Genomic DNA, 21089 nt, shown 5'->3' on the forward strand with positions numbered 1-21089 from the left:
ATTATATTCTCGCGAAAGGTTTTACTTTTGATGGAAGGGATACCGATTTGATATCAAGTTGACGCTCTAATTCCGTTACAAGAGAATCGCCATTCGATCTTGCCATACCAAACACGAATTTATCCGGACGTAATAACACTACCCCGTTCTTCTTGTATCCAGCCTCCCGAAACCAAGGCTTTAAAAGACTATAGATATCTTCGACCTCGCTCAGATCCGAATCAAAGTCCCTGGCCACACCTCGAATGCCTTGGGGTCTTTTTCCTTTTTCATAAATCGTAATATACTTTGTTCCAATAGAATTCAGAAAAGAGAGAGACTTATCAGAAAGATATTCTCTCGGATCGATTCCTTGACCAATGATAGCATAAGAATTCCCGATGATCTGATCCATCTTTCGATTCGTACCATCCAGGATCTGAAGCTCCGGTTGAGGTATCAAAGTACCCGCGTGACGATTGGTAGAATTCCTAGGCAGGCCAAAATACATTCCATTTTTATATTTAGGTTTAGGTTTGAACTTTCCTTCCTGGAAAATCGAATACAAACTAGGAATTGATTTGATCACCATTAGAAAAGTGTCACGTAAGGCAGCCAGAAACCGATTCTCTAAGGATACTACATCCTTAAGGATCGTTGAGATCTGGATCATCGATTTTGCATGAAAGTATCTTTCACTCTGGTATGTATCTAATAATCTATCACTCGCTCTTCCACCCAATACCTCGATCAGCTTCCAACCAAGATTGAAGGCATCCCTGATCCCGGAACTCATACCTTGGCCCATAAACTGAGGAGTCATATGTGCAGCATCTCCTGCTAAAAGAACACGACCTTCTCTCCACTTCTCCGCAACGAGTCCGTTAAACGTGTATACCAATCTTCTTTTGATCTCGAAAAGATCTGGATTCACATGTTTCGATAATAACATCCGGATCGTTTCTGGTCTCTCCATGTATTCTTTGGAAATACCGGTCTTCAGTCTGAATTCGAATCGATGATATCCATCCGGCTGAGGACAACTCACAACTGGTCCGTTCGGATCGCAGTAAAAATTGAAATACGGAAGATGACGAAGCCCCAGCTCCATGTTCTTCTGTCTTAAGTCCACCACCAACCAAGGTTCCGGGAAATTCTTTCCTTTCAATTTTACGTTTAAGATCTCGCGGACCTTACTTCTTCCACCATCGCAGCCTACAACGTAGGTTGCTCTGAGAGATTGTTCATCTTCATCTTCTTTCGGTTTTGGATTTTCAGCCTTCTGTCCGTATGCAGTCCCTTCGGAAGCGATATGAAAAATAGTAACCCCTTCCTTATCCTGTACAAGAGACCTAAACTCTCTTCCTCTGAAGATCCTAACATTATCATACTGGCCGAGCTTCTCGCTTAGCTTCGTTTCCAAATAAGGTTGGTATAAGAAATTTACAATCGGCCATCCATTAGGAGTTCCTGTTGGAATGTACTGCCCGATTGGCCTTCCATCCTCAAAGGTAAATTGAACAGGAATATCAAACATCATGTCTTTATGAAGATCATCCGCAACTCCTGCAGCCTGAAACGCTCTAAGACATTCATCATCAGTATAAACGGCTCTCGCATTTCCATAAAATACTGGCTCTTTCTCCAGAACGATGACGTTTAATCCTTTTTTGCCCAAGATATGCGCGAGAGTAAGTCCCGCAGGGCCTAATCCTATTATCGCCACATCGTAATTCTCTTGTCCGGAAATACTTAAACTTTCCATAATATTCTAATCCTCCACTATCAAAACGGACTATACTCTGAACGGAATAAAGAGAGAAATCCCCTCGCAAATTCGTTCCATCTGGAGAATGCGGTAGCATTCTCAGGCTCATGACCCCAGGCACTGATCCGATTGTATTTATTCTGTTTCCACTCATTCTCATTCACCGCTATAGGATTCCATCCGACTTCGAATTCAAAACCGGAAGGAGTGATCACGTAGAAAGATAACTCTAGATCATTCGGATGTTGCCCGATCCCATGTGCGATCTCGAATCCCAATTCTTTACAGCGATGATATGCCTGGGTCATATCTTCTAAATTCTTTACTTCAAGATTCAAATGCTGGATTCGAGTAGGAAGTGGATCCATTCTCAATCCTCTTGTAGCAGCAATCGCTAATGAATGATGACGAGGATTCATCCTCAGAAAGGTAATATCCAATATTACTCCCGACATTCTCTGTTCTATACGATCGCTTATCCTTGCTCCAAAGATTTCCTGCCAAAATTCTATCAATTTCTCAGGTTGCTTGGAAACGATTGCAACATGACCCATTCCAAATTGCTCTGTAACAAATCCTTGCGACAACATATTCAAAGGAGTTTCAGTAAGGATCGGTTGAGTGAAGATCTCTATCTTTAGCCCTTTCGGCCCGGAGAATTCCCAAAATGCATCTACACCTCTTAAGCTTGCATCGAACCCATTTCCTTTCTTAACAGATATATTTCTTTTTTTTAATATCCCTAATATGTTCTGAAGAGAATTTTCATCCTTAATTCGAAATCCCAAAGATGTTAAATCTTCTGAAGTTCCCTTCTTGATCAGAAATCGTCTGGCATGTTGATCTATCCTAAAGGAAAGCATATCTTCAGAGAGATATTCAGCATGCAGACCTATCCCATCCCTTCCAAAAACGAGCCATCTTTCCAAATAATTGGATTCGATAACGACGTATCCCAGTTCAGCAAAATTGAAAGAATCCGTAGAAAAGACGTGAGACATCTCTTAGATCCTCCCGGAGGTTTTTGAACCTGAATGGAAAGAAATAAAGGATTTTGTAATGGAATTGAACTCTTCCGCTCTTTCCCATTGCACCCAATGTCCGGTCTTGCTAAATAAATAAAGATCGCAATTGAGCAAACGCTTCTGCAAAGAAGGTCCACCACTAGGTCGGTTGACTTTATCTTCAGTTCCCCAAAGCACTAAGGTCGGGATCTCGCATTTGGAAAGTCTAGGATCCCTAGTGAAATCTAAATTCTTAAAGTTAGGAATACCTCTTGGTCGACGTAGAGGAGGAGATTGAATCACCTCCGGATCGATACTGGATCTATATCTCTCTTCGATCAAAGAGGGAGGAATATCCAAACCACCGTAAACCAAGTAATCTCGAATGAATTCAGTAATCTTTTCTAAGCTGGGCCCTTTCCCTGAATAATAATCTAAAAGGAGACTTAGACCTTTCGTAGGGAAAGATCTTGTTGTGTCTACCCCTCCAGGACCCATAAGAATCAGAGAAGATATCATATCCGGTTTTTCTAATCCCATTCTCAAGGCACAGGCACCTCCCAGCGAGTTGCCTATAACATGTGTCTTAGAAATACCTAATACATCCAAGAATTGAAACATTGTAGCAGCAAGGTCACCAAAGGGATCTTTACCATTAAGCCCTTTAGTCGATCCTCCGTAACCAGGCATGTCCGGGACGATAACCTTGAAATTCTTAGCAAGATCCTCAATGTTCTTAGAATAATTCGATATTCCTGAAGCTCCAGGACCCCCGCCATGCAGCATTAAGACCGGTTCACCTGTCCCTGCTTCATAGAATTGGATCCTTCGCTTCCCTACGGGCAAAATCCTTGATCCGGCTTGAAAATCCAACTTTCTCAACTCCATATCACTATCCTCTGACGATCATATTTATGAGATAACTCTCATTTTTGATATATATTTATTTTTTGGAATCTTCCTCATTAAAAACTTTTGTCAAGCAAAAATAAACAAATCAACAGCGTTCTCGTATATTTTCGATCAAAAATAAGAACAAAAGTTGACTAATATATTATTTTTGAAATATCTCTCATTTTAATAGAGTATATTTAATAATGAATATTGACTTTTTAAACAACGATTGTTATTTAAAATCATTGTGCAAAGAAATCAGGAGATAATATGCGTAAGGAAATAAGGACCATCGATGTGCATCATCATTTTATCCCTTCCTTTTATACCGAAGCCTTACATGATCAGGGAATAAAAGTGGTTGCAGGTGCGCCTCTTCCATCTTGGGATCCGAAGCGTTCTATAAATGCGATGAATGTAAATGGCGTTCGAACTGCAATTACGTCCATTTCTTCTCCAGGAGTCTATTTCGGTAATCGAGAAGCTGCAGTTTCTTTGGCACGTCGCTGTAATGAATACGCAAGAGAAATAAAGGAGTTATACCCTGGGAGATTTGGCTCATTTGCAATTCTCCCGATGCCTCTCCCCAAAGAATCAACGCAAGAAGCAATCTATGCCTTGGATACTTTAAAGGCCGAGGGAGTCGTTCTTCTTGCCAGCACCAGAGGTAAATTTTTAGGAGATCCTGATTTTGAGGAACTCATGGCAGAGTTGAACAAAAGAAACGCAGTTGTATTCGTTCACCCAGATATTCATCCAAGTAGTGAAACTCTTGGATTAAAAACTCCCGGATTCATATTAGAATTTCTTTGTGATACAACGAGAGCTGCAGTGAACCTAATCTATACAGGCACTCTTGAAAAGTATCCTAGGATCAAATGGATACTCGCGCATGCGGGAGGATTCTTACCCTATGTAGCTTGGAGAGTATCTTTAGGAAATCTTCTCCCTGAAATTTCAGAAAGAACACCGCAAGGAATACTCACCTATTTAAGAAGGTTTTACTTTGATACTGCATTGTCCCCTTCCCCATTTGCAATGTCCGCATTGAAAGAATTAGTGGATTCAGATCACATTCTATTCGGTAGCGATTTTCCATTCGCTCCAGAGCCTCTCTTCGTCCATCAAAGAGAGGAACTTGCTAAATTAAAACAATTCGATCCTACCACTCTCGCCGCGATTGACAGAGGACATGCATTAAAATTATTTCCAAGCTTAGCAACAGAAGGAGAGGCCTCAGGGATCGCTCCTAGTTTTGACAGTATGGATCTAGGCACAGCAATTAGATCCCGAGTCATCAAAAGATTCGTAAGTCTTGCAGCAAAAGTGAGGAACCGTTAACGAAAATGAATATAAAAAGAATGATTACTCTTTCCAGGCTCGGTCAAAGGCTCTTTGGCTAATATTTTTTGCTGTGGTTGCGGATACACCGAATGCCTTTAAAACAAAAGCGATCATTTCCACATCATGGGATTTATTTTTTACTCTTCCTTCCAAGATATTGCGGATCCCATAATGCAAGGCACCTACATACAGTCCCAATGCAGATTCTTCCGAATCGATAGTAAATCTACCGGACTTAATTGCTTTTTGCATGTCTTTCAATGGTTGAGCTCGAAGAAGTTCACTCATCCTTGGTGCCACTGCCGCAACCCTGATCAAAGCCCAAGCCCAATCAGCATCGTTTCTAGCTCTCTTTAAAAAAAGCATCCCACCTATTGCCATCCTTTCGGCCCCATCCGTAATGTCGGGCATGAGAGTGACAGCCTCGGCCACCAAGGACTCGGCTAGAGCGAGAGCGGATGCTTCTAACAATTCTTCTTTCGTTTTAAAGTAATTATAAAAAGTCCCGTTTGCAATTTCAGCTTCTGCAGAAACTTCCGCAATCGAGGTTTCCCCAGCATCCTTAGTTGCGAATAAACGTAGAGCTGCATTCATAATCTGCGCCCTTGTTCTTTCACGTTTTGGAAGAAGGATTTTTCGCCGTTTTGCAATTGCCATTACTGCCATTTCGACAAGTAAGATCAGCCTATCAACTACAATATTGAGAGATATCTCATTTATTGATTACTTTATAACAATAAATCGTAAATCCATTGCTCGACCAAAGCACTAAACATAGAGATTGAAACTTCTTAGTAAAATATTTACATTTATAAATCTTCTTTTATACTTGACTAATATTTCATTTTTGACAATTCTCTCATTAATATTTGATATGCCCACACGTATTCCAAGACAATCAGAAGATCCGATAAGTAAGGCGCAAGATATCGCCTACGTTCGATTAGGTAGAAAGGACTTGGAGTCTGCGTATAATTACTATTCAGATTTCGGCTTGAGAGTAAAAAATCGAACAGAAGATCGAATTCTTTTCCATGCTATTAGCTCCGAATTCCCCTGTTGGTCCATTGAAAGGGCCAATAGGGATTTTTTACTCGGCTTTGGCTTTTTCATTTCAGATAAAAAGCAATTTGAAGAATTACAAAAAGTTAAAGGTGCGATCCTTCACCCGAAAGGAAGATTCGGGGATATTCCTTCCTTAACCATACTCGATCCATCCGGACTTCCAGTGGATGCAGTCTATTCTTCTCCTTCACATATTGGATCGGGGATTAGATCAAAAAGAAGTTGGAATCGTTTCGATACGACCAAACGGATCAATACGCCTCAGCCAAGCATTTCTGGTCCGCCAGAAGTAATCCGTTTAGGACATGCAGTTTTCTTAAAGCAGGAATTCTATAAAAATGCACAATGGTACTGTGATACATTTGGACTCATTCCGTCCGATATCCAAATCCTTCCAGGTTCCAAAGAGCCTGTTCTCTCCTTTCTAAGATGTGATAGAGGAGGAGAAGTGACCGATCACCATACGATCGTAATTGCCTCCGGCGCCGATGATCGTTTGGAACACTGTGCCTTTGAGTTGAATGACTTGGATGAGATCGCTCAAGGTAGAGAATGGTTACTGAATAAAGGTTGGAAACCCGCTTGGGGTCTAGGTAGACATCTTTTAGGAAGCCAAATATTCGATTACGAAAGAGATCCTACAGGAATGTTGGTCGAACATTATACGGATGGGGACAAGTTTGATCGTTCTGTCCCTGTAGGTTTTCACGAGATCAGCCGCAAAAGTCTGTATCAATGGGTACAGGACATGCCGGAAGATTTTCTAGATACTAAATTGAATTTTAGAACCTTAAAAGAACTTATTAAGGGAATAATTTCAGGTAGAAAGATCCAAATCAAAACATTAATACAAATGAAGACAATGGCATCACGATCTCCAAGAAAATGGATCAATTATTAAGGAAGAAAGAATGGCGAAGAATTATATTCGATTTCAAAAGAAAGATAAGATCGATTGGGGATTTTATAAAGACGGGTCAGTGACTCCTTTAGAATTCGGAAATCTAAGTACTGCCGAATTCTTAGAGTCCATTCAAAGAAATTCTAAGATCAAATCTGAGACGAAAGTTCCATTCGAGCAGGTTTCTATCCTTTCTCCGATTACCTCTCCCTGCCAGATCATTTGCCAAGGAGCGAATTATAAGCAACATTTGATCGAATCAGGCCTGGATCCTGATGAGAAAACGTATGATATGTTTTTTACTAAATCGGATGCATCTCTTACTTCTCCTATAGGAAACGTAATCCGACCAAAACACGTGAGACTACTGGATTACGAAATCGAATTAGGTTTAGTCTTTGGCAAACGAATCGATTCGAATTCCAAGATCACTCTTGCAAATGCTTCCGAATTCGTAGCGGCATTCTTTATGGCGAATGATGTGTCTGCCAGAGATATCCAATTACCGCAATTGCAATGGTACAAGGGAAAATCCTACAGAACTTTTCTTCCTGCTGGGCCGATGCTTGCAGTATTAGAACCGGGAGATTTTGAACTCTTAGAAAATTTGGAACTAACCTTATTAGTCAACGATGAGATCAGGCAACATGATACTGCTTCTAATCTAGTATATAAACCGGCAGAGGCAATATTAGAATTATCTCAGTTTTGTAATATTAATCCAGGGGATGTTTTGATCACAGGAACTCCTTCCGGCTGCGCATTGAGAGCTCCTGGAAAATTGATCCAAAAGATAGCGGCACTTTTATCAGAGAAAAAGAAATGGGAATTATTCGTAAAAGGCCAATCGAAACGAAAAGAATACCTTCAACCAAATGATAAGATCAGATCTTCTATTAGGACTGCGGATCGAAGGATAGATTTAGGGGATCAAATCTTAACCGTAGTCCAAGAATCCTGATCTCTCTTTGTTCAATTCTATCTATTAAGGAAAGAATAACACTCTAGAGTTCGAACCGTCTACTACCCATAAACCGCAAGGTGCCATAGTTAGACCTGGAACGCCATATACTTCCTTATCAGAAACGGCAGCGGTAGTATTGGTTGATACAAAATCCGGTTGTCCGATCACGTTATCTGCAGCTTGTCCGTTGGTAAAAGGAGGAGAAAAACGAACCGCTCTGGTATTGCTACTTTCCCCTACCCAAACTGCTCCGTTAGAAGCAAAAGTCACAGCATTCGGATTGTATAATGAAGTTTGACTCGTTCCGCCTGTATTCGAAACAAAATCAGGTTGGCCGAGTACAAGATCGGCATCCATTCCATTCGTAAAGGGAGGAGTAAATCTAAGGACCCTGTGATTGCCAGTATCTGCAATCCAAACATTTCCCGTTGGATCCACACCCACACCGAATGCAGTACTAAATTTGGATTGAGAAGTCCCGCCCCCGCCCGTAGTAAAATCAGGATGCCCAAGCACTATATCCGCGTTCATGCTCGTAGTAAGCGGAGGAGAATAATGCAAAGCTCGACTATTAAAGTAATCTGTAACCCAAACTCCTCCTGCAGAATCTACGGTAACATCAAACGGGTTGTTCATTGTATTTTGTGTCGTCGTGCCCGTTCCTGTTCCAAGCATGATATCGTATGTACTCGAAGAAGTCATCCCAGCGGCATAATGAAAAACAGAATCACCTAAACTGTTCGTGACCCAAAGACCTCCGTTCGCATCTACGGAAATCCCTCTGGGTACATTCGAGCCGGTCAGTATGATATCTGCGTTTTGGAAATTGCTGAAAGGAGCGGAAAAGTGCAAGGCCCGATTTGTATTTCCATCGGAAATCCAAAGACCGCCTTTATGATCCAGGGCAATGCCGGAAGGAGAGAACTGATTCGCGCTTGAGCCACCAGCAGTGGCAGTCGTAAAATTAGGCTGCCCTAGAACGATCGTGGCGGCCTCTCCTTGCTTTAAAGCACCACATTCTTGTAAAGAAATGGCGCAAGTGGAGCTGGTATCATTTAATAAAAACTTAATTAGCTGGTTTTTTATGTATGCATCATTCGAGGGATCGCAAGGAGCCTCTTTGTTAATTGCACCGCATTGCAAGAAGAAGAAGAAAAATCCCGCGAATGCCAAAGGCCTTCCCATTGGAAAGATTGATCGACAGATCATTCTATTAAAATCCACCTCTATTCGCTCTCTTTTGCAAAGATCGACCATTGGACTTATCAAAGGAAACAAATAATTCATTTGTATCAGATAAACCGATGCAAAACTGATTAATTTTTGAAAGACCTACACATCGCTCATTCGAGGGATATAGAAACAGAATTTTACGGAACTAAATCGATCCCTTAAGACATGGTAAATATACAGATTTCATATTATTGGATTAAATATAAATTTGTAGTTACTACATTTTTATACTTGATATTGTTTGAGAATGCGCTTCAGTTAAAATTAACTTCAGTTACAGGAAGATCTAAAAGAATGGGATTGCGTGAGCTAAAAAAAGTGAAGACCAGAAAACTCATTTCTGATATTGCCCGTGATCTATTCATTGAGAGAGGATTTGCGCAAGTCACGGTTGCCGAGATAGCAGAGAAAGCCGAGGTGGCGGTCACTACACTCTTCAATTACTTTCCTACGAAAGAGTCGATCATCTTTGATCGCGAAGATGAGATCGATACGGAGATCCTAACGGCAATCCGCAATAAGAAAAAAGACCACTCTATTCTAGATGCTCTACATAAGTATTTCCTCAATAGTAAACTCATTAATCCTCCTAACAAAAGGATCTTCTCAGAATTCATGAAGCTTGTAAGATCTTCTCCCGAACTTGCCTCCTATTTCCGCGGAATTTGGAGTCGGTATGAAACTACTTTGGCCAAAGAAATTCAAAATGAATCCGGGGCAAATAAGACGGAAGCAGAATGTATTGCAAAGCTGATTCTCGAAGGAGTGAACTTTGCCTGTAACTCAGCATCTCCAAAAGATGCCTTAAATCTCACGTTCAAAATCTTAAAAAATGGGTGGAATAAATGAATCACACCAAATCGTCTTACGACGTAATCATATCCGGCGCAGGTCCTGTAGGACTATTCCTAGCTTGCGAACTGGCTTTAGCAAAATGTTCAGTCCTTATATTAGAAAAGGCTGAAGACCCGCATTTGCCCTTAAAGCAACTTCCTTTCGGAATACGAGGGCTCTCTTCTCCTACCATCGAAGCACTCTATCGAAGAGGATTGTTAAACGAATTAGAGATACATAAAATAATCAAAAACCCGCATGCCAATACTGTGCAGGGAGGACCGCGTCGTCAAGCAGGACACTTTGCAGGCATCCCGTTTCACGATGGTGATATCGATACTTCTCAATGGAAGTATAGACTACCAAGTTCCACCGAAACCATTTTGATCTCCGAAATGGCAGAACTTGAAACTATATTGTCTCGTCGTACTGAAGCCTTAGGAGTAGAGATCAAGAGAGGGCTCGCGTTAACTTCGCTAGAACAAACGGCGGATGAGGTGACTGTTCAAGCAGGTGATCAATCTTTTCGAGCACAATGGCTCGTAGGTTGTGATGGAGCTCGAAGCATTGTCCGTAAGACAGCGGGTTTCGAATTTGCCGGCACTGATCCTGAATTCACAGGATATTCTGCAAAGGTCGACATTGCCGATCCGGAAAAGCTAAAGCCTGGCCGCAATCCTACTCCTACCGGAATGTATTTGCAATCTCAGCCTGGTTTCCTAATCATGCAGGATTTTGACGGCGGGGAATTTCATAATTCAGAAAAGCCAATCACTCTAGAACATGTGCAGAAGACAATTCGCTATATCTCGAACACAGATGTTACCATCAAAGCTTTACATTTCGCATCCACTTGGACGGACAGAGCAAGACAAGCAACTGAATACCGCAAAGAAAGAATCCTGTTAGCAGGAGATGCAGCACATATTCATTCCCCGCTAGGTGGGCAAGGATTGAATCTTGGTCTTGGGGACGCAATGAATCTAGGGTGGAAGCTCGCCGCTACGATCCAAAAGAAGGCGCCGAAAGGTCTATTAGATAGTTATCATATAGAGAGATATCCGATCGGCGCTCAAGTTCTAGATTGGTCAAGGGCTCAAGTTGCCATCATGAAACCGACGCCACAGTCTCGCGCGTTACACGCGATCTTTCATGATCTACTGGAAACTAGAGACGGAGCCACCTATATTGCAGGAAGAGTATGGGGAATTCACACGCAGTATGATCTAGGCAATGCTCATCCTTTAGTAGGTCATAGTGTTCCTAACTTCGAGTTTGAAGATGGAACAAAGATCGGAGAACAAATGAAGGATGGGAAAGGGATATTTCTCGATTTCAATACAAATACTTCTCTAAAAGCCTTAGCTAGCGAATACGAAGACCAAATAAAGTATGTTTCAGGTCGAGCAAAAGAGCAATTCAACTTGAGCGCAGCGTTGATACGTCCAGATGGGATCGTAGCCTGGGCATCTAACGAAGAATTGAATGAACCAGCTTTCCGACAAGCAGCCAATCTTTGGTTTAGTAAATAATGTAAAGATTATAAGGAAGCATCACCCTTCCCTCCAGATGCTTCCCATTACAGAACAAGTTCTAAAATTCATTCTCTAAGATACATTAAGTAATCTTAATAAATAATATTTCTCATATAAGAAGAACCTGTTCTTTCTTCCCGTAACGAACGCTTTAAAAAGAAAAAACATCGGATGTACGTCAATTCCCTTTATGAATATAAACGATTTATAAGAGGATCCAGTTTAATAGTGCGAATATATATACAAACATCCGTGATTGATTGGGAATTCATTGGAGAGAATTTTAAAATGTTCATTAGAAAAAGAATAAAAGTCTTTTGTTCCGTCTTGGTGCTTTGGACGATTGTTGCGAGCTGTTCACCAGACTCGAAGCTTTCACCTTTCCCGTTCTCGCTTACTCAGGCTACGCAGTCCGTTAAGTCTGTTACTTATTCTGCGATGTCTTTAGCGGGTTTAAGTATTCCTCCCTCGCCCCCTTTGAGCACAAATGGAAGATACATCGTAGATGCGAATAATAATCGTTTTAAGCTTAAGGCAGTGAACTGGTATGGTGCAAGCGATACTCGCCAAGTTGTGGGAGGATTAGATAAGCAACCTATTTCGCATATCGTTTCTCTGATCCAGGAATGGGGTTTTAATTCTGTTCGCCTTCCTTTCTCTAATAAGATGCTCCATGATACGAGTATCGTTCCGAATGATTATGTTTCTGCGAATCCTCAATTCTTTGGCAAGACAGCTTTAGAAATTTATGATGAGACAGTGCAAGCTCTGACTTCTGCAGGTATCGTAGTCGTTTTGAACAACCATACTACCTTCTCAGAATGGTGTTGTGGTTTTGATTATAATGGAGAGTGGTATCATACGGGCTCTTCCTTCGCCTATAACCAGACTCCTGAAATGTGGAGAGCTGACTGGGCCTTCTTAGCGGATCGATATAAGAATAACAAGTTCGTAGCCGCAGCTGATCTTCGTAATGAAGTTCGCACCATGCGTTTCAATGATACCTATCTTCCGAACAGTCCGAACTGGGGTTGGGGAAATATCGACGACTGGCGTAAGGCTTCTCAAGACGCAGCGAATGATATTCTTCGCACCAATCCGGACATAGTGATCGTGATAGAAGGTATTAACTGGTGGGGAGCCATTCCTATTTTAGGTTCCGGAGAACGTCCCTTCTTAAAACCTGTCCGTGATCTGCAGGCTCATATTCGTGCTATGAACAAGCTTGTATACTCGGCGCACAATTACGCGTATATCGGTCCGAAACATAATGGCGACGACACCACTTCCGGTGGAAATATCAAGTACAAGGACATGGACCTTACTACCTTCCGAAATACGATTACGGATGAATGGGGTTATGTTACTGATCCGGATACGATCACAACTTATCCTGTTTGGTTAAGCGAATTCGGCGCTTCCCCCGGAGAGACCAACCCAGCAGATAGAGAATGGCTCAAGAGAATAGTGGATTACTTGATCGATAAGGATATCGATTTCGCAATCTGGCCATTGAATGGAGAGGATGAATGGGGCCTCGTGACCTCCGATTGGTCTCAAACCAGAATGGACGACTGGCGCTTTGAACATTTGAGTCGTCTGATTTCTTTTTCAGGAAAGACAGGAACCGTGACTAACGTGGATCATTTTACGCGCCTAAACTTCAAAGGAGTAGATGATAATGCAAGTACCATCGATAACGATTGGTTATCCGGTGCGAATAAAGGAACCTGTCCCGACGGAGAACGCTTCTTAGGCTTAAGCCAAGACCAAAGAGCTCTTTGTGGAGATACCAAATACGGCAAACTTTGGAATAGCGATCGTGCAATCAACGTGCAAGCAGTCTACGAAACACCTACTCGCTCCCACGACACCGGAGATTGGGCCAGCGGATTCACCAAGTATGAATGTCCTACTGACTATTATGTTGCGGGTGCGACTAAACATTCTTGGGGAACAAGCGGAATCCTCTGCGCTCATAGCAAGATTCCTCTTGCAAACTCCTGCCGTACTGTTTGGTTCGATCGAGGTGATAACCGTTCTTCTCAACGCGCAGGTGATTGGGCCCCAGGTTCTTATAAAGGCCAATGTGCAGACTCGGAGTATGTTGCCGGTATTGCACAAAGAAACGGAGGAGCATCGGCCCTTCTCTGCTGCTCTTCTCCTCTAAGTGGAGAATTGCCTTTGGTCTATAAGGCAAAGGATCTCTCTCATCGCACAGGATTTGCAGAAGGTGACGCCTGGGTCGTTACTACAGCAGATAATTGGGCAGATCATATTCTCTACGGACCTTACGATAGAGGTCGCTGGGGAACTGGAAATAAGAAGGCGATCTTTAGAATGATGGTAGATGTAACTAACGCGAATAACGATAAGGTAGTAACACTGGATGTGTTCGATGGTCAGAATGTATTAGCAGTGCGAGATGTGTATAGACATGATTTCGCAGGTCCTGGCTTATACACTAATTTAGACTTGGACTTTAGCATCTCGCCGGACAAGGTAGATCGCCCTATGGAAGTTCGCGCTTGGTGGTACGATACTTCCTATGTAAAAACGGAGAACGTGACTGTCCAAAATCGCTAATACACAGATCACTCTTAAGTAAAATTTCTTTGCAATATAGATAAAGAAAAACAACAGTAAGGTCGGCTCAACTCGAGTCGGCCTTTTTATTCTAACAAGAGAAGGATTAGCTTTCTTAAATATACTTTACCAGATTTACCAATATAGTAAAATATATTCAAATGGTCCAATTGGCAAAGAAAGGTCCCACAAAGAAAGAAAATATTTTGACTGCTGCGATCGGCGTCTTTGGACAGTTTGGATTCCAAAAAACATCAGTGGATGATATAGCAGAAGCCGCTCATTTATCCAAGCAAGGTCTCTATCTTCATTTTTCCAGCAAACAGGAAATCTTTTTAGCATCCTTGCAAAAGTACTTAGACGATGGATTGATTTTAGTACAAGAAGAACTGACAAAAGCGAATTCATCCCTATACGATCGTCTTCTTGGAGCAATGGATGCTTGGTTCGGTCGCCATTATGCTACATTCTCTCCGAAATCTTTCGATATTATAAAAACCGGCAATAGTATATCCGGAATTCAAATCGAAAAATACAAGGATACGTTCCGAGCAAAGATAGCAAAAGCGATAGCAGAATCTACAGAATTTAAGCGGAGCAAAAATGTATATTCGCCAAAAGAGATTTCCCAAGTGCTTTTTCTTTGCGGACTTACTTGGAAGGAAGAGGATATAACTTCTAGAGCGGATCTCCTGAAAAAGTTCGGTCTCTGCATTCGAGTCTGCTGTCAAATCGAGACTTAATTAGAAGTAATATGGATGAACAAATCTATACTGCAGATACTAACTTGCCAAAAATTAGAAATATATTAGAGCTTTAGTATAATATTCTAAAATGCAAACCCTTAAGACTAAAGATCTTTCTAGTCGTTCGGGACTATTTCGCCAAGGGAAAAAAGGATCTCCCTTGGCATTATAGTTATTTTCTCGAATAAAAGCGGATCGCTTATCGGATCCTTCGAATTTTGTGGTTCAATCTATCCGCCACGAAAAGACTCGTGCCATCCGAAGTCACATGCATTGGAATATGAAATCTCGCAAAGGCTCCCTTTGCATCCGTATCACCAGAAGGGCAAGAGGTAGAATAGCAACCTTGATCAATCGAATCCGGTCCAGCAATCGTGATCACTTGCTTGTCTGAAATGCTGATTCTTCTAATATTATGATTATTATAATCCGTAACATATAGATAGGTTCCATCTGAGGTAATTCCGTAAGGAATCCTAAACTCTGCAGCAACACCAATTCCATCCACATAGCCTAAGGTACCGGAACCTGCAAAAGTGCTTACTACTCTTGATGAGATTTCTATTTTACGAATTGTATAGTTGAGCGAGTCTGTTACGTAAAGATTGGTTCCATCTGTGGTTACGCTAGTAGGACCATTAAAGGACGCGGCAGCTCCCGTTGCATTTGTATTTCCTGAATATCCAGCCCCCGCGAATGTATATACCGCACTACTAGAAAGCACCAACCTGCGGATCTTATTATTTCCCCAATCTGCTATATAAAGGTAGGTTCCATCTGTAGCAAGACCCATGGGAACGTTGAAAGATGCGGTAAGTCCGACCGCATCCACATCCCCGTACATTCCAGTTCCGGCGAGCGTGGTCACTTGCCTTGTTGCAATCTCAATCTTGCGAATTTTGTAATTATAGGTATCTGAAACATATAGATAGGTGCCGTCGGTTGTGATCCCTCCTGGCATATTGAAAGACGCGTCTGTCCCAACCGCATCCGAGCTACCGTAGGCACCAGAACCTGCGAACGTGCTTACTTCTCCAGTCGCAATAACTATCTTACGGATCTTATTATTACTTTGGTCGGCTACATAGAGATTGGCCCCGTCAGTTGTAAGCGAATATGGTTCGTAAAATGATGCAGAGGTTCCTGTCCCTTCCCCACTCCCAGAACTTCCTGTACCGGCAAAAGTACTGACTTCTCCCGTCAATTCTAAAGGACATGATATAGAGCCACCGACGATCCGTGCATTCGGACAAGAAGATTGAACTCCCGAAGCGAGCAAAAGCATTGAAGAAGAATCGCCTGAGCCGGGCGAACAAGAAAGTAATAGGAGAAGAAGAATCCCCAAGATAGCACGAAAATACGTTTGAACAAACTGTATCATAAATTATTTATTTACTAATCCTTAAAGTAAGGACTTTGACCTTATTTTTATACGTTCCTTGAAGCGAAACGTCTTATAATTTCATATCCTAAATAGAATAATTACGGTCAAAAATATCCGATCTAAGAGAAAAAAGAGGATTGTATTTACAATATTTTAATACAGCTTCGCTTGCTCTAATCGAAAGCAAATCGACCTAATTCCAATCATTCCCCCCATCCATTTTTTAAAATCGCGAAGAGTGTTTCTAAAGTTTTATGAGGACGAGAAGAATCGCTCGCCCTATAGAATGCATCCAATATAAAATGTGCAATGGATTGCGCCTCTACCTCGCCCAATTTCGCCTTTGCCTCTTTTTGAAGAACTTTCGCAAGAGAGCTCTCGTATCTCATCGTGATTTGTCTTTCATAAAGAGAAAGCTCCGGGGTCGACTTGATAAAACTCCTGAATTCTCTTACAAGCTTGCGATTCATAGAATTGATTGCAGGATTCTTTAATCCGAAATCAAGGAGTGCATCAAGTATCGAAACTCCCTTTTTTCGAGAGGAAACCGCATGCAGCAATCTCTCTTCCCTTTCGATATCTTCATCAAAGACAAGAGATTCCTTATTCGGAAAATAGTTAAACAAGGTCGGCACCGAAACATTGGCGAGTTTAGCTATTTGAGCCGTTGTAACCTCATGATAGCCCTTTTCCATAAAGAGCTGGGTTGCCAAATCTGAGATTGCTTTGCGGGTTTGTTCCTTTTTTTGCTCTCTTAGTCCCAAAATTGTAAATTCCTTTTAAAATTTCAAAAATTTATGATAAAAAATTTAATTGACTTAAATTTTTTAGTCAATTAAAAAATAAAGATCTACGTCTTATATTTAAAAAGGGGATCCAAATATGAACCAAACAAATCACACTCCAATCGCAATCATTGGCGCCGGACTAGGAGGCTTAACTCTTGCTCGAGTCCTACATGTTCATGGCATTAAATCTACGATCTATGAAGCCGAGGCTTCAGAACATGCGAGAACCCAGGGAGGGATGCTCGATATTCACGAAGACAATGGACAGTTAGCACTCAAAGCGGCAGACCTGTTTGAAGAATTTCTCGACATCATTCACGCCGGAGGGCAAGCGACTCGGTTACTCGACAAGGAGGGAAATATCCTATTCGACGAGTCAGACGATGGAACAGGCGGGAGACCGGAAGTATTGCGAGGGGATCTTCGACAGATTCTTATCAACTCCCTTCCTACTGATACAATCCAATGGGGACACAAAGTCAAAGAGACATCTTCACTTGGTGACGGACACCATTTATTAACCTTTGCTAACGGCCTATCAGTTACTACTGACCTACTCGTGGGCGCCGATGGCGCTTGGTCGAGAGTTCGTCCACTTGTTTCCGAAGCAAAGCCTGTGTACACCGGGACTTCATTCATCGAGACCTATCTTTTTGACAGTGACAACCGTCATAAAGCAAGTGCAGAAATTGTTGGAAGTGGCGCGTTATTCGCTCTTGCACCTGAGAAGGGAATTGTAACCCACCGTGAAACCAACGGAGTACTCCACACTTACGTGGCCTTAAGCAAACCTAAGGACTGGATCGAGAAAATAGATTTCTCTGATCCTGCTAAAGCCTTAGTAAATGTTGCGGACGAATTTAATGACTGGGCTCCTGAATTAAGAGCTCTTATCGCAGAAGGTGAAACGGCTGCGCCTCGCCCAGTTCATTCCCTTCCCGCCAATCACAAATGGACTCGCGTGCCTGGAGTAACATTACTCGGCGATGCGGCACATTTGATGGCACCGTCCGGAGAAGGAGCTAATTTAGCAATGTATGATGGAGCAGAACTTGGGAAGGCAATCGCAGCTCACCCTGGTGATATAGAAGCTGCCTTGCTAGTCTACGAAAAAGAGCTCTTCACTCGCAGTGCATCTGCTGCCATAGACGCAGAGGTAATCTTCAAAGCTTGCTATGGAGATAACGCACCGGAAAGCTTACTGGAGTTTTTTAAAAACGTCGAGCCAGCAAATTGAATCAACCGGTATTTAAGAGTCGATGAGTCTTAATTATAAAAATGATTCTTGGTTCCGATCTTTTTTATCAGTTTTCTCATCGGCTCATATTCTGGATCAATTGCCTTCAAGCGATCCAGAAGGTATTTAGCTCTCTCGTGTTCTCCTGCTAAATAGTAGATCTTTGTTAGATTCATCAAACTTTTCCGACTATTTGGATAACGAAAATGATAGCATTCTCCTAGATCAGCTGCAAGTTCCAGATTGTTGATCTTACGATTGCTGATAGATGCGATTAGAAAAAGATTATCATTATCCGGGAAATGGTGAATCTGCTCCTGCGCTATTCTAGCAGCAGTTGCAAAATCTCTCTGTTCAAAAGCTTGCCTAAGAGCGAGATGATTCGTTCGAACATCTTTTTTGTCACTATCAGAGAGTTCCGCCTCCTTCTTATCTTCAACATTATACGAAATACTCATTAAGCTAAGATCATCTGTAAGATCTCCTTGTTCTATAAGGAAATCCTTTATTTCAAGTAAGTCCCCTCTGCCTTTTCGGACAGCCTTTAGAAAAAGTTCGATATCACCATTTATTTCAGGCAGCCCAGTTTCAGGTTTTCTTATGGATATATCGTCCCGTCCGTCAGAACCAATCAGGATCATATCTCCAGGCTTTAGAAGGAATGTCTTCAATGTAAAAACATTCTCAATTCGATGAGCATCGCTTCCTTCTTGTATAATACGATCGATAATTGGCATGCCAAGTTTACGAATATAAAGTTCTTCCTCTAGGTAACGTGCGTCGCCATCCCGATAAAGAACTGTCCAAGGATGCTCCGCGTTAATGTAATAGAGAAAGCCTCTCTCTTCGTCGACTAATCCGAAGACGATCGACATAAACATAGAACCATCAAAGGATTCGAAAATTTTCTGAAAGTCCAAGTAGCATGCTTTAATCCATTGCTCCGGATATTGATGCTGGTATTTCTTTGCTTTGGCCCTCGAAAGGCAGACTCGAAAAACGCTACCCATGATGATAGCTCCTGCGGCCCCCTGAAGCGATTTCCCCATTGCATCGCCGTTCAGGAAAGTGGTGTAATTTTTTCCACGTAAAGTGATCCGATCCGAGATACAAATATCACCGCCTATCTCATGGATCTGATTCTTATAATAAAATTTCTTTCTCTGTTCTATTAGAGATTCTACCTTAACCGAACCTGAATGCTCCTTTATCTGACTTAAGGGATTGCTGAGATAACTGATCAGAAAATAGTCCTGTTCCTGCATTTCTTTCGCCTTAGTGACTTCACCTAGGGCGGCGGTTAACTGATTGGACTTCCGAGAGATCGTCGTTATTAGATAGTAGACAGTCATAGAAACGATCCCGCCGATCGCGACTATGTTGAGCGCATAAAAGATATCTATTAATTGCTCTGGCAATCGATGGCCGGAAGGATTTCCAATCAACTTAGGCGAAAAAACGGATCCGACAACCACGAGCATGAAAGCGGTTCCCCAATAAAACGCGCTGCGTGCCCCCTGATAAATGAATGTAGCAATCACAACCGGAAACATCCAAAGTATGACTCCACTCGCATTTTGATAGCCGCCTAACGCACCCTGCAAGATCGGAGGCAGGATAAAATACAATCCGAAGCAGGTAATCATAAATAAATGAAAACCTGCCGGCCCCCTCCACCAATAGTATAGAAGAGTAAGAAGTCCACAAGCAGAGTAGATAAGCGGGATAATTGCCGCAAGATATAGATCGTATAACCAGTACGTGAAGGACCAGATCGGGACTAACAAAATCGTTACCCCGAACAATATGACTAGGGCGCGGCGTTTTAATTCTTGCGATGTATCTATCACAGATGAACGATCACTCGCAAAAAGGTAGCAGGAATATAAATGCCTTTATTGTAATTTAGATTTTGCTGATTCGCAAGCTCTACAAACCTCGTGCGAAGTTCGTCTACTCTATCATTTTTCTCAGCAGCTTCGAAAGCGTTCATCGTTGGTCCGTAAAATTTTCTTAGCAACTCGATCAAATCCTCAGGACTTTTATTTTGTGAAATAAAACTATATGTATCTTTAAGCATGGAGATTTTGCCTTCTTTCACTCCAGCCTTCGCAAAATAATCTATAACATTAGCTTTCATTCCCCAAGTCATCGGGCTAATGAAGCCTTCCGGAGGAGGTGGCGAGAAGGACGCGCTTATCCTGAACAACTGAGATACAAACGAGGTCGGATCATTTGGGATCCAGTTTCCCATCACGATACGACCGCCAGGTTTAGTAACACGGACCATCTCGCTTGCAACATCGTATGGTTTAGGAGCAAACATTGCACCAAACACTGAAAGAGTTAGATCAAAAGAATGGTCTCTGACTTCTTGTAAATTGCATGCATCTCCTTCTTGAAATTTCAAATTAGTAAGACCTTCTTCGGTAGCTCTCTGATTCCCCGCCTCTACTAAATTTTTTGCGATATCAATCCCGGTTACTTCCGCTCCTGTTCGAGCAATTGGAATTGCAGTAGTCCCATCTCCGGACCCTAGATCCAAAACCTGAAAGTAAGATGGGATCTTTAGGTCAGCAACAAGCACCTCTCCTGATTGACGCATTAAGGCAGCGATCTCTGTAAAGTCGCCCTTCTCCCATAAAGCTCTATTTGGATTTTCTGATTTAGAGTCTAAGATTTGTTTTATCATGTAACTATAGATCCTATTATAGAGTAGTATATTCTTTCCAGCCTTCCACCCAACTCATAGGGTCGAATAAATTCTCAGTGACAGGATGATTATATTTGCAGATGATGAAAGCTCCTTGTATAATTCTGCAACCTT

Annotated in this window: 17 protein-coding genes; 8 read left to right on the forward strand and 9 right to left on the reverse strand. The window is 41.9% G+C overall.

Annotated elements, in window-relative coordinates; all coding sequences use genetic code 11:
* Position 1 precedes the first annotated feature (1 nt).
* Genes mhpA through EHO59_RS16935 form a run of 3 tightly spaced genes read right to left on the reverse strand, consistent with a single transcriptional unit; the run spans position 2 to position 3639 of the window.
* Positions 2–1744 carry a bifunctional 3-(3-hydroxy-phenyl)propionate/3-hydroxycinnamic acid hydroxylase MhpA gene (gene mhpA / locus EHO59_RS16925; protein ID WP_135589622.1) on the reverse strand — a complete coding sequence of 581 codons (1743 nt, stop codon included), beginning with the start codon at positions 1742–1744 and terminating at the stop codon, positions 2–4.
* Positions 1745–1764: 20 nt separating this feature from the next.
* Positions 1765–2748, reverse strand: a complete 984-nt coding sequence (locus EHO59_RS16930) for a VOC family protein (RefSeq protein WP_135589623.1) — start codon at positions 2746–2748, stop codon at positions 1765–1767.
* Between the two features lie 3 nt (positions 2749–2751).
* Positions 2752–3639: an alpha/beta fold hydrolase gene (locus EHO59_RS16935; protein WP_135589624.1), complete on the reverse strand. Its 888-nt coding sequence runs from the start codon at positions 3637–3639 to the stop codon at positions 2752–2754.
* A 276-nt stretch (positions 3640–3915) separates the two neighbouring features.
* Here EHO59_RS16935 and EHO59_RS16940 point away from each other — a divergent pair, with 276 nt between their 5' ends.
* The gene (locus tag EHO59_RS16940; protein ID WP_135589625.1) at positions 3916–4986 is read left to right on the forward strand and encodes an amidohydrolase family protein; all 1071 of its coding nucleotides are present in this window, start codon (positions 3916–3918) and stop codon (positions 4984–4986) included.
* A gap of 24 nt (positions 4987–5010) precedes the next feature.
* On the opposite strand, the gene EHO59_RS16945 is transcribed toward EHO59_RS16940, so the two are convergent.
* Complete coding sequence (locus tag EHO59_RS16945) at positions 5011–5583, reverse strand: TetR/AcrR family transcriptional regulator (protein WP_246053010.1); 573 nt, start codon at positions 5581–5583, stop codon at positions 5011–5013.
* A 280-nt stretch (positions 5584–5863) separates the two neighbouring features.
* Here EHO59_RS16945 and EHO59_RS16950 point away from each other — a divergent pair, with 280 nt between their 5' ends.
* Positions 5864–6955 (forward strand): VOC family protein, encoded by a 1092-nt coding sequence (locus EHO59_RS16950; protein WP_246053012.1) that lies wholly within the window; start codon positions 5864–5866, stop codon positions 6953–6955.
* 10 nt (positions 6956–6965) lie between these two features.
* Positions 6966–7916, forward strand: a complete 951-nt coding sequence (locus EHO59_RS16955; protein ID WP_135589627.1) for a fumarylacetoacetate hydrolase family protein — start codon at positions 6966–6968, stop codon at positions 7914–7916.
* 24 nt (positions 7917–7940) lie between these two features.
* On the opposite strand, the gene EHO59_RS16960 is transcribed toward EHO59_RS16955, so the two are convergent.
* Positions 7941–9128: an NHL repeat-containing protein gene (locus EHO59_RS16960; protein WP_246053014.1), complete on the reverse strand. Its 1188-nt coding sequence runs from the start codon at positions 9126–9128 to the stop codon at positions 7941–7943.
* Between the two features lie 318 nt (positions 9129–9446).
* Here EHO59_RS16960 and EHO59_RS16965 point away from each other — a divergent pair, with 318 nt between their 5' ends.
* From EHO59_RS16965 to EHO59_RS16980, 4 genes are all read left to right on the forward strand, one after another.
* On the forward strand, positions 9447–10001 hold the full coding sequence (locus EHO59_RS16965) for a TetR/AcrR family transcriptional regulator (RefSeq protein ID WP_135589628.1): 555 nt from the start codon (positions 9447–9449) through the stop codon (positions 9999–10001).
* Positions 9998–11518, forward strand: coding sequence for an FAD-dependent monooxygenase (locus EHO59_RS16970; RefSeq protein ID WP_135589629.1), 1521 nt, complete (start codon positions 9998–10000; stop codon positions 11516–11518). Before EHO59_RS16965 ends, EHO59_RS16970 begins: the two co-directional genes overlap by 4 nt.
* A 291-nt stretch (positions 11519–11809) precedes the next feature.
* Entirely contained in the window at positions 11810–14107 is a 2298-nt protein-coding gene (locus EHO59_RS16975) for a glycoside hydrolase family 5 protein (protein WP_135589630.1), read from the forward strand.
* A gap of 161 nt (positions 14108–14268) precedes the next feature.
* Entirely contained in the window at positions 14269–14850 is a 582-nt protein-coding gene (locus tag EHO59_RS16980; protein ID WP_135589631.1) for a TetR/AcrR family transcriptional regulator, read from the forward strand.
* Positions 14851–15052: 202 nt separating this feature from the next.
* On the opposite strand, the gene EHO59_RS16985 is transcribed toward EHO59_RS16980, so the two are convergent.
* Positions 15053–16234 carry an NHL repeat-containing protein gene (locus tag EHO59_RS16985; protein ID WP_135589632.1) on the reverse strand — a complete coding sequence of 394 codons (1182 nt, stop codon included), beginning with the start codon at positions 16232–16234 and terminating at the stop codon, positions 15053–15055.
* Between the two features lie 206 nt (positions 16235–16440).
* Entirely contained in the window at positions 16441–17001 is a 561-nt protein-coding gene (locus EHO59_RS16990; protein WP_135589633.1) for a TetR/AcrR family transcriptional regulator, read from the reverse strand.
* Positions 17002–17119: 118 nt separating this feature from the next.
* Here EHO59_RS16990 and EHO59_RS16995 point away from each other — a divergent pair, with 118 nt between their 5' ends.
* Positions 17120–18262, forward strand: coding sequence for an FAD-dependent oxidoreductase (locus EHO59_RS16995; RefSeq protein WP_135589634.1), 1143 nt, complete (start codon positions 17120–17122; stop codon positions 18260–18262).
* 29 nt (positions 18263–18291) lie between these two features.
* Here the strand turns inward: EHO59_RS16995 and EHO59_RS17000 are convergent, their stop codons facing one another.
* Complete coding sequence (locus EHO59_RS17000; RefSeq protein WP_135589635.1) at positions 18292–20049, reverse strand: PP2C family protein-serine/threonine phosphatase; 1758 nt, start codon at positions 20047–20049, stop codon at positions 18292–18294.
* A 59-nt stretch (positions 20050–20108) separates the two neighbouring features.
* Entirely contained in the window at positions 20109–20954 is an 846-nt protein-coding gene (locus tag EHO59_RS17005; protein WP_135589636.1) for a class I SAM-dependent methyltransferase, read from the reverse strand.
* Positions 20955–21089 lie beyond the last annotated feature (135 nt).

This window comes from Leptospira semungkisensis (genome assembly GCF_004770055.1).
Classification (GTDB): Bacteria; Spirochaetota; Leptospiria; order Leptospirales; family Leptospiraceae; genus Leptospira_B; species Leptospira_B semungkisensis.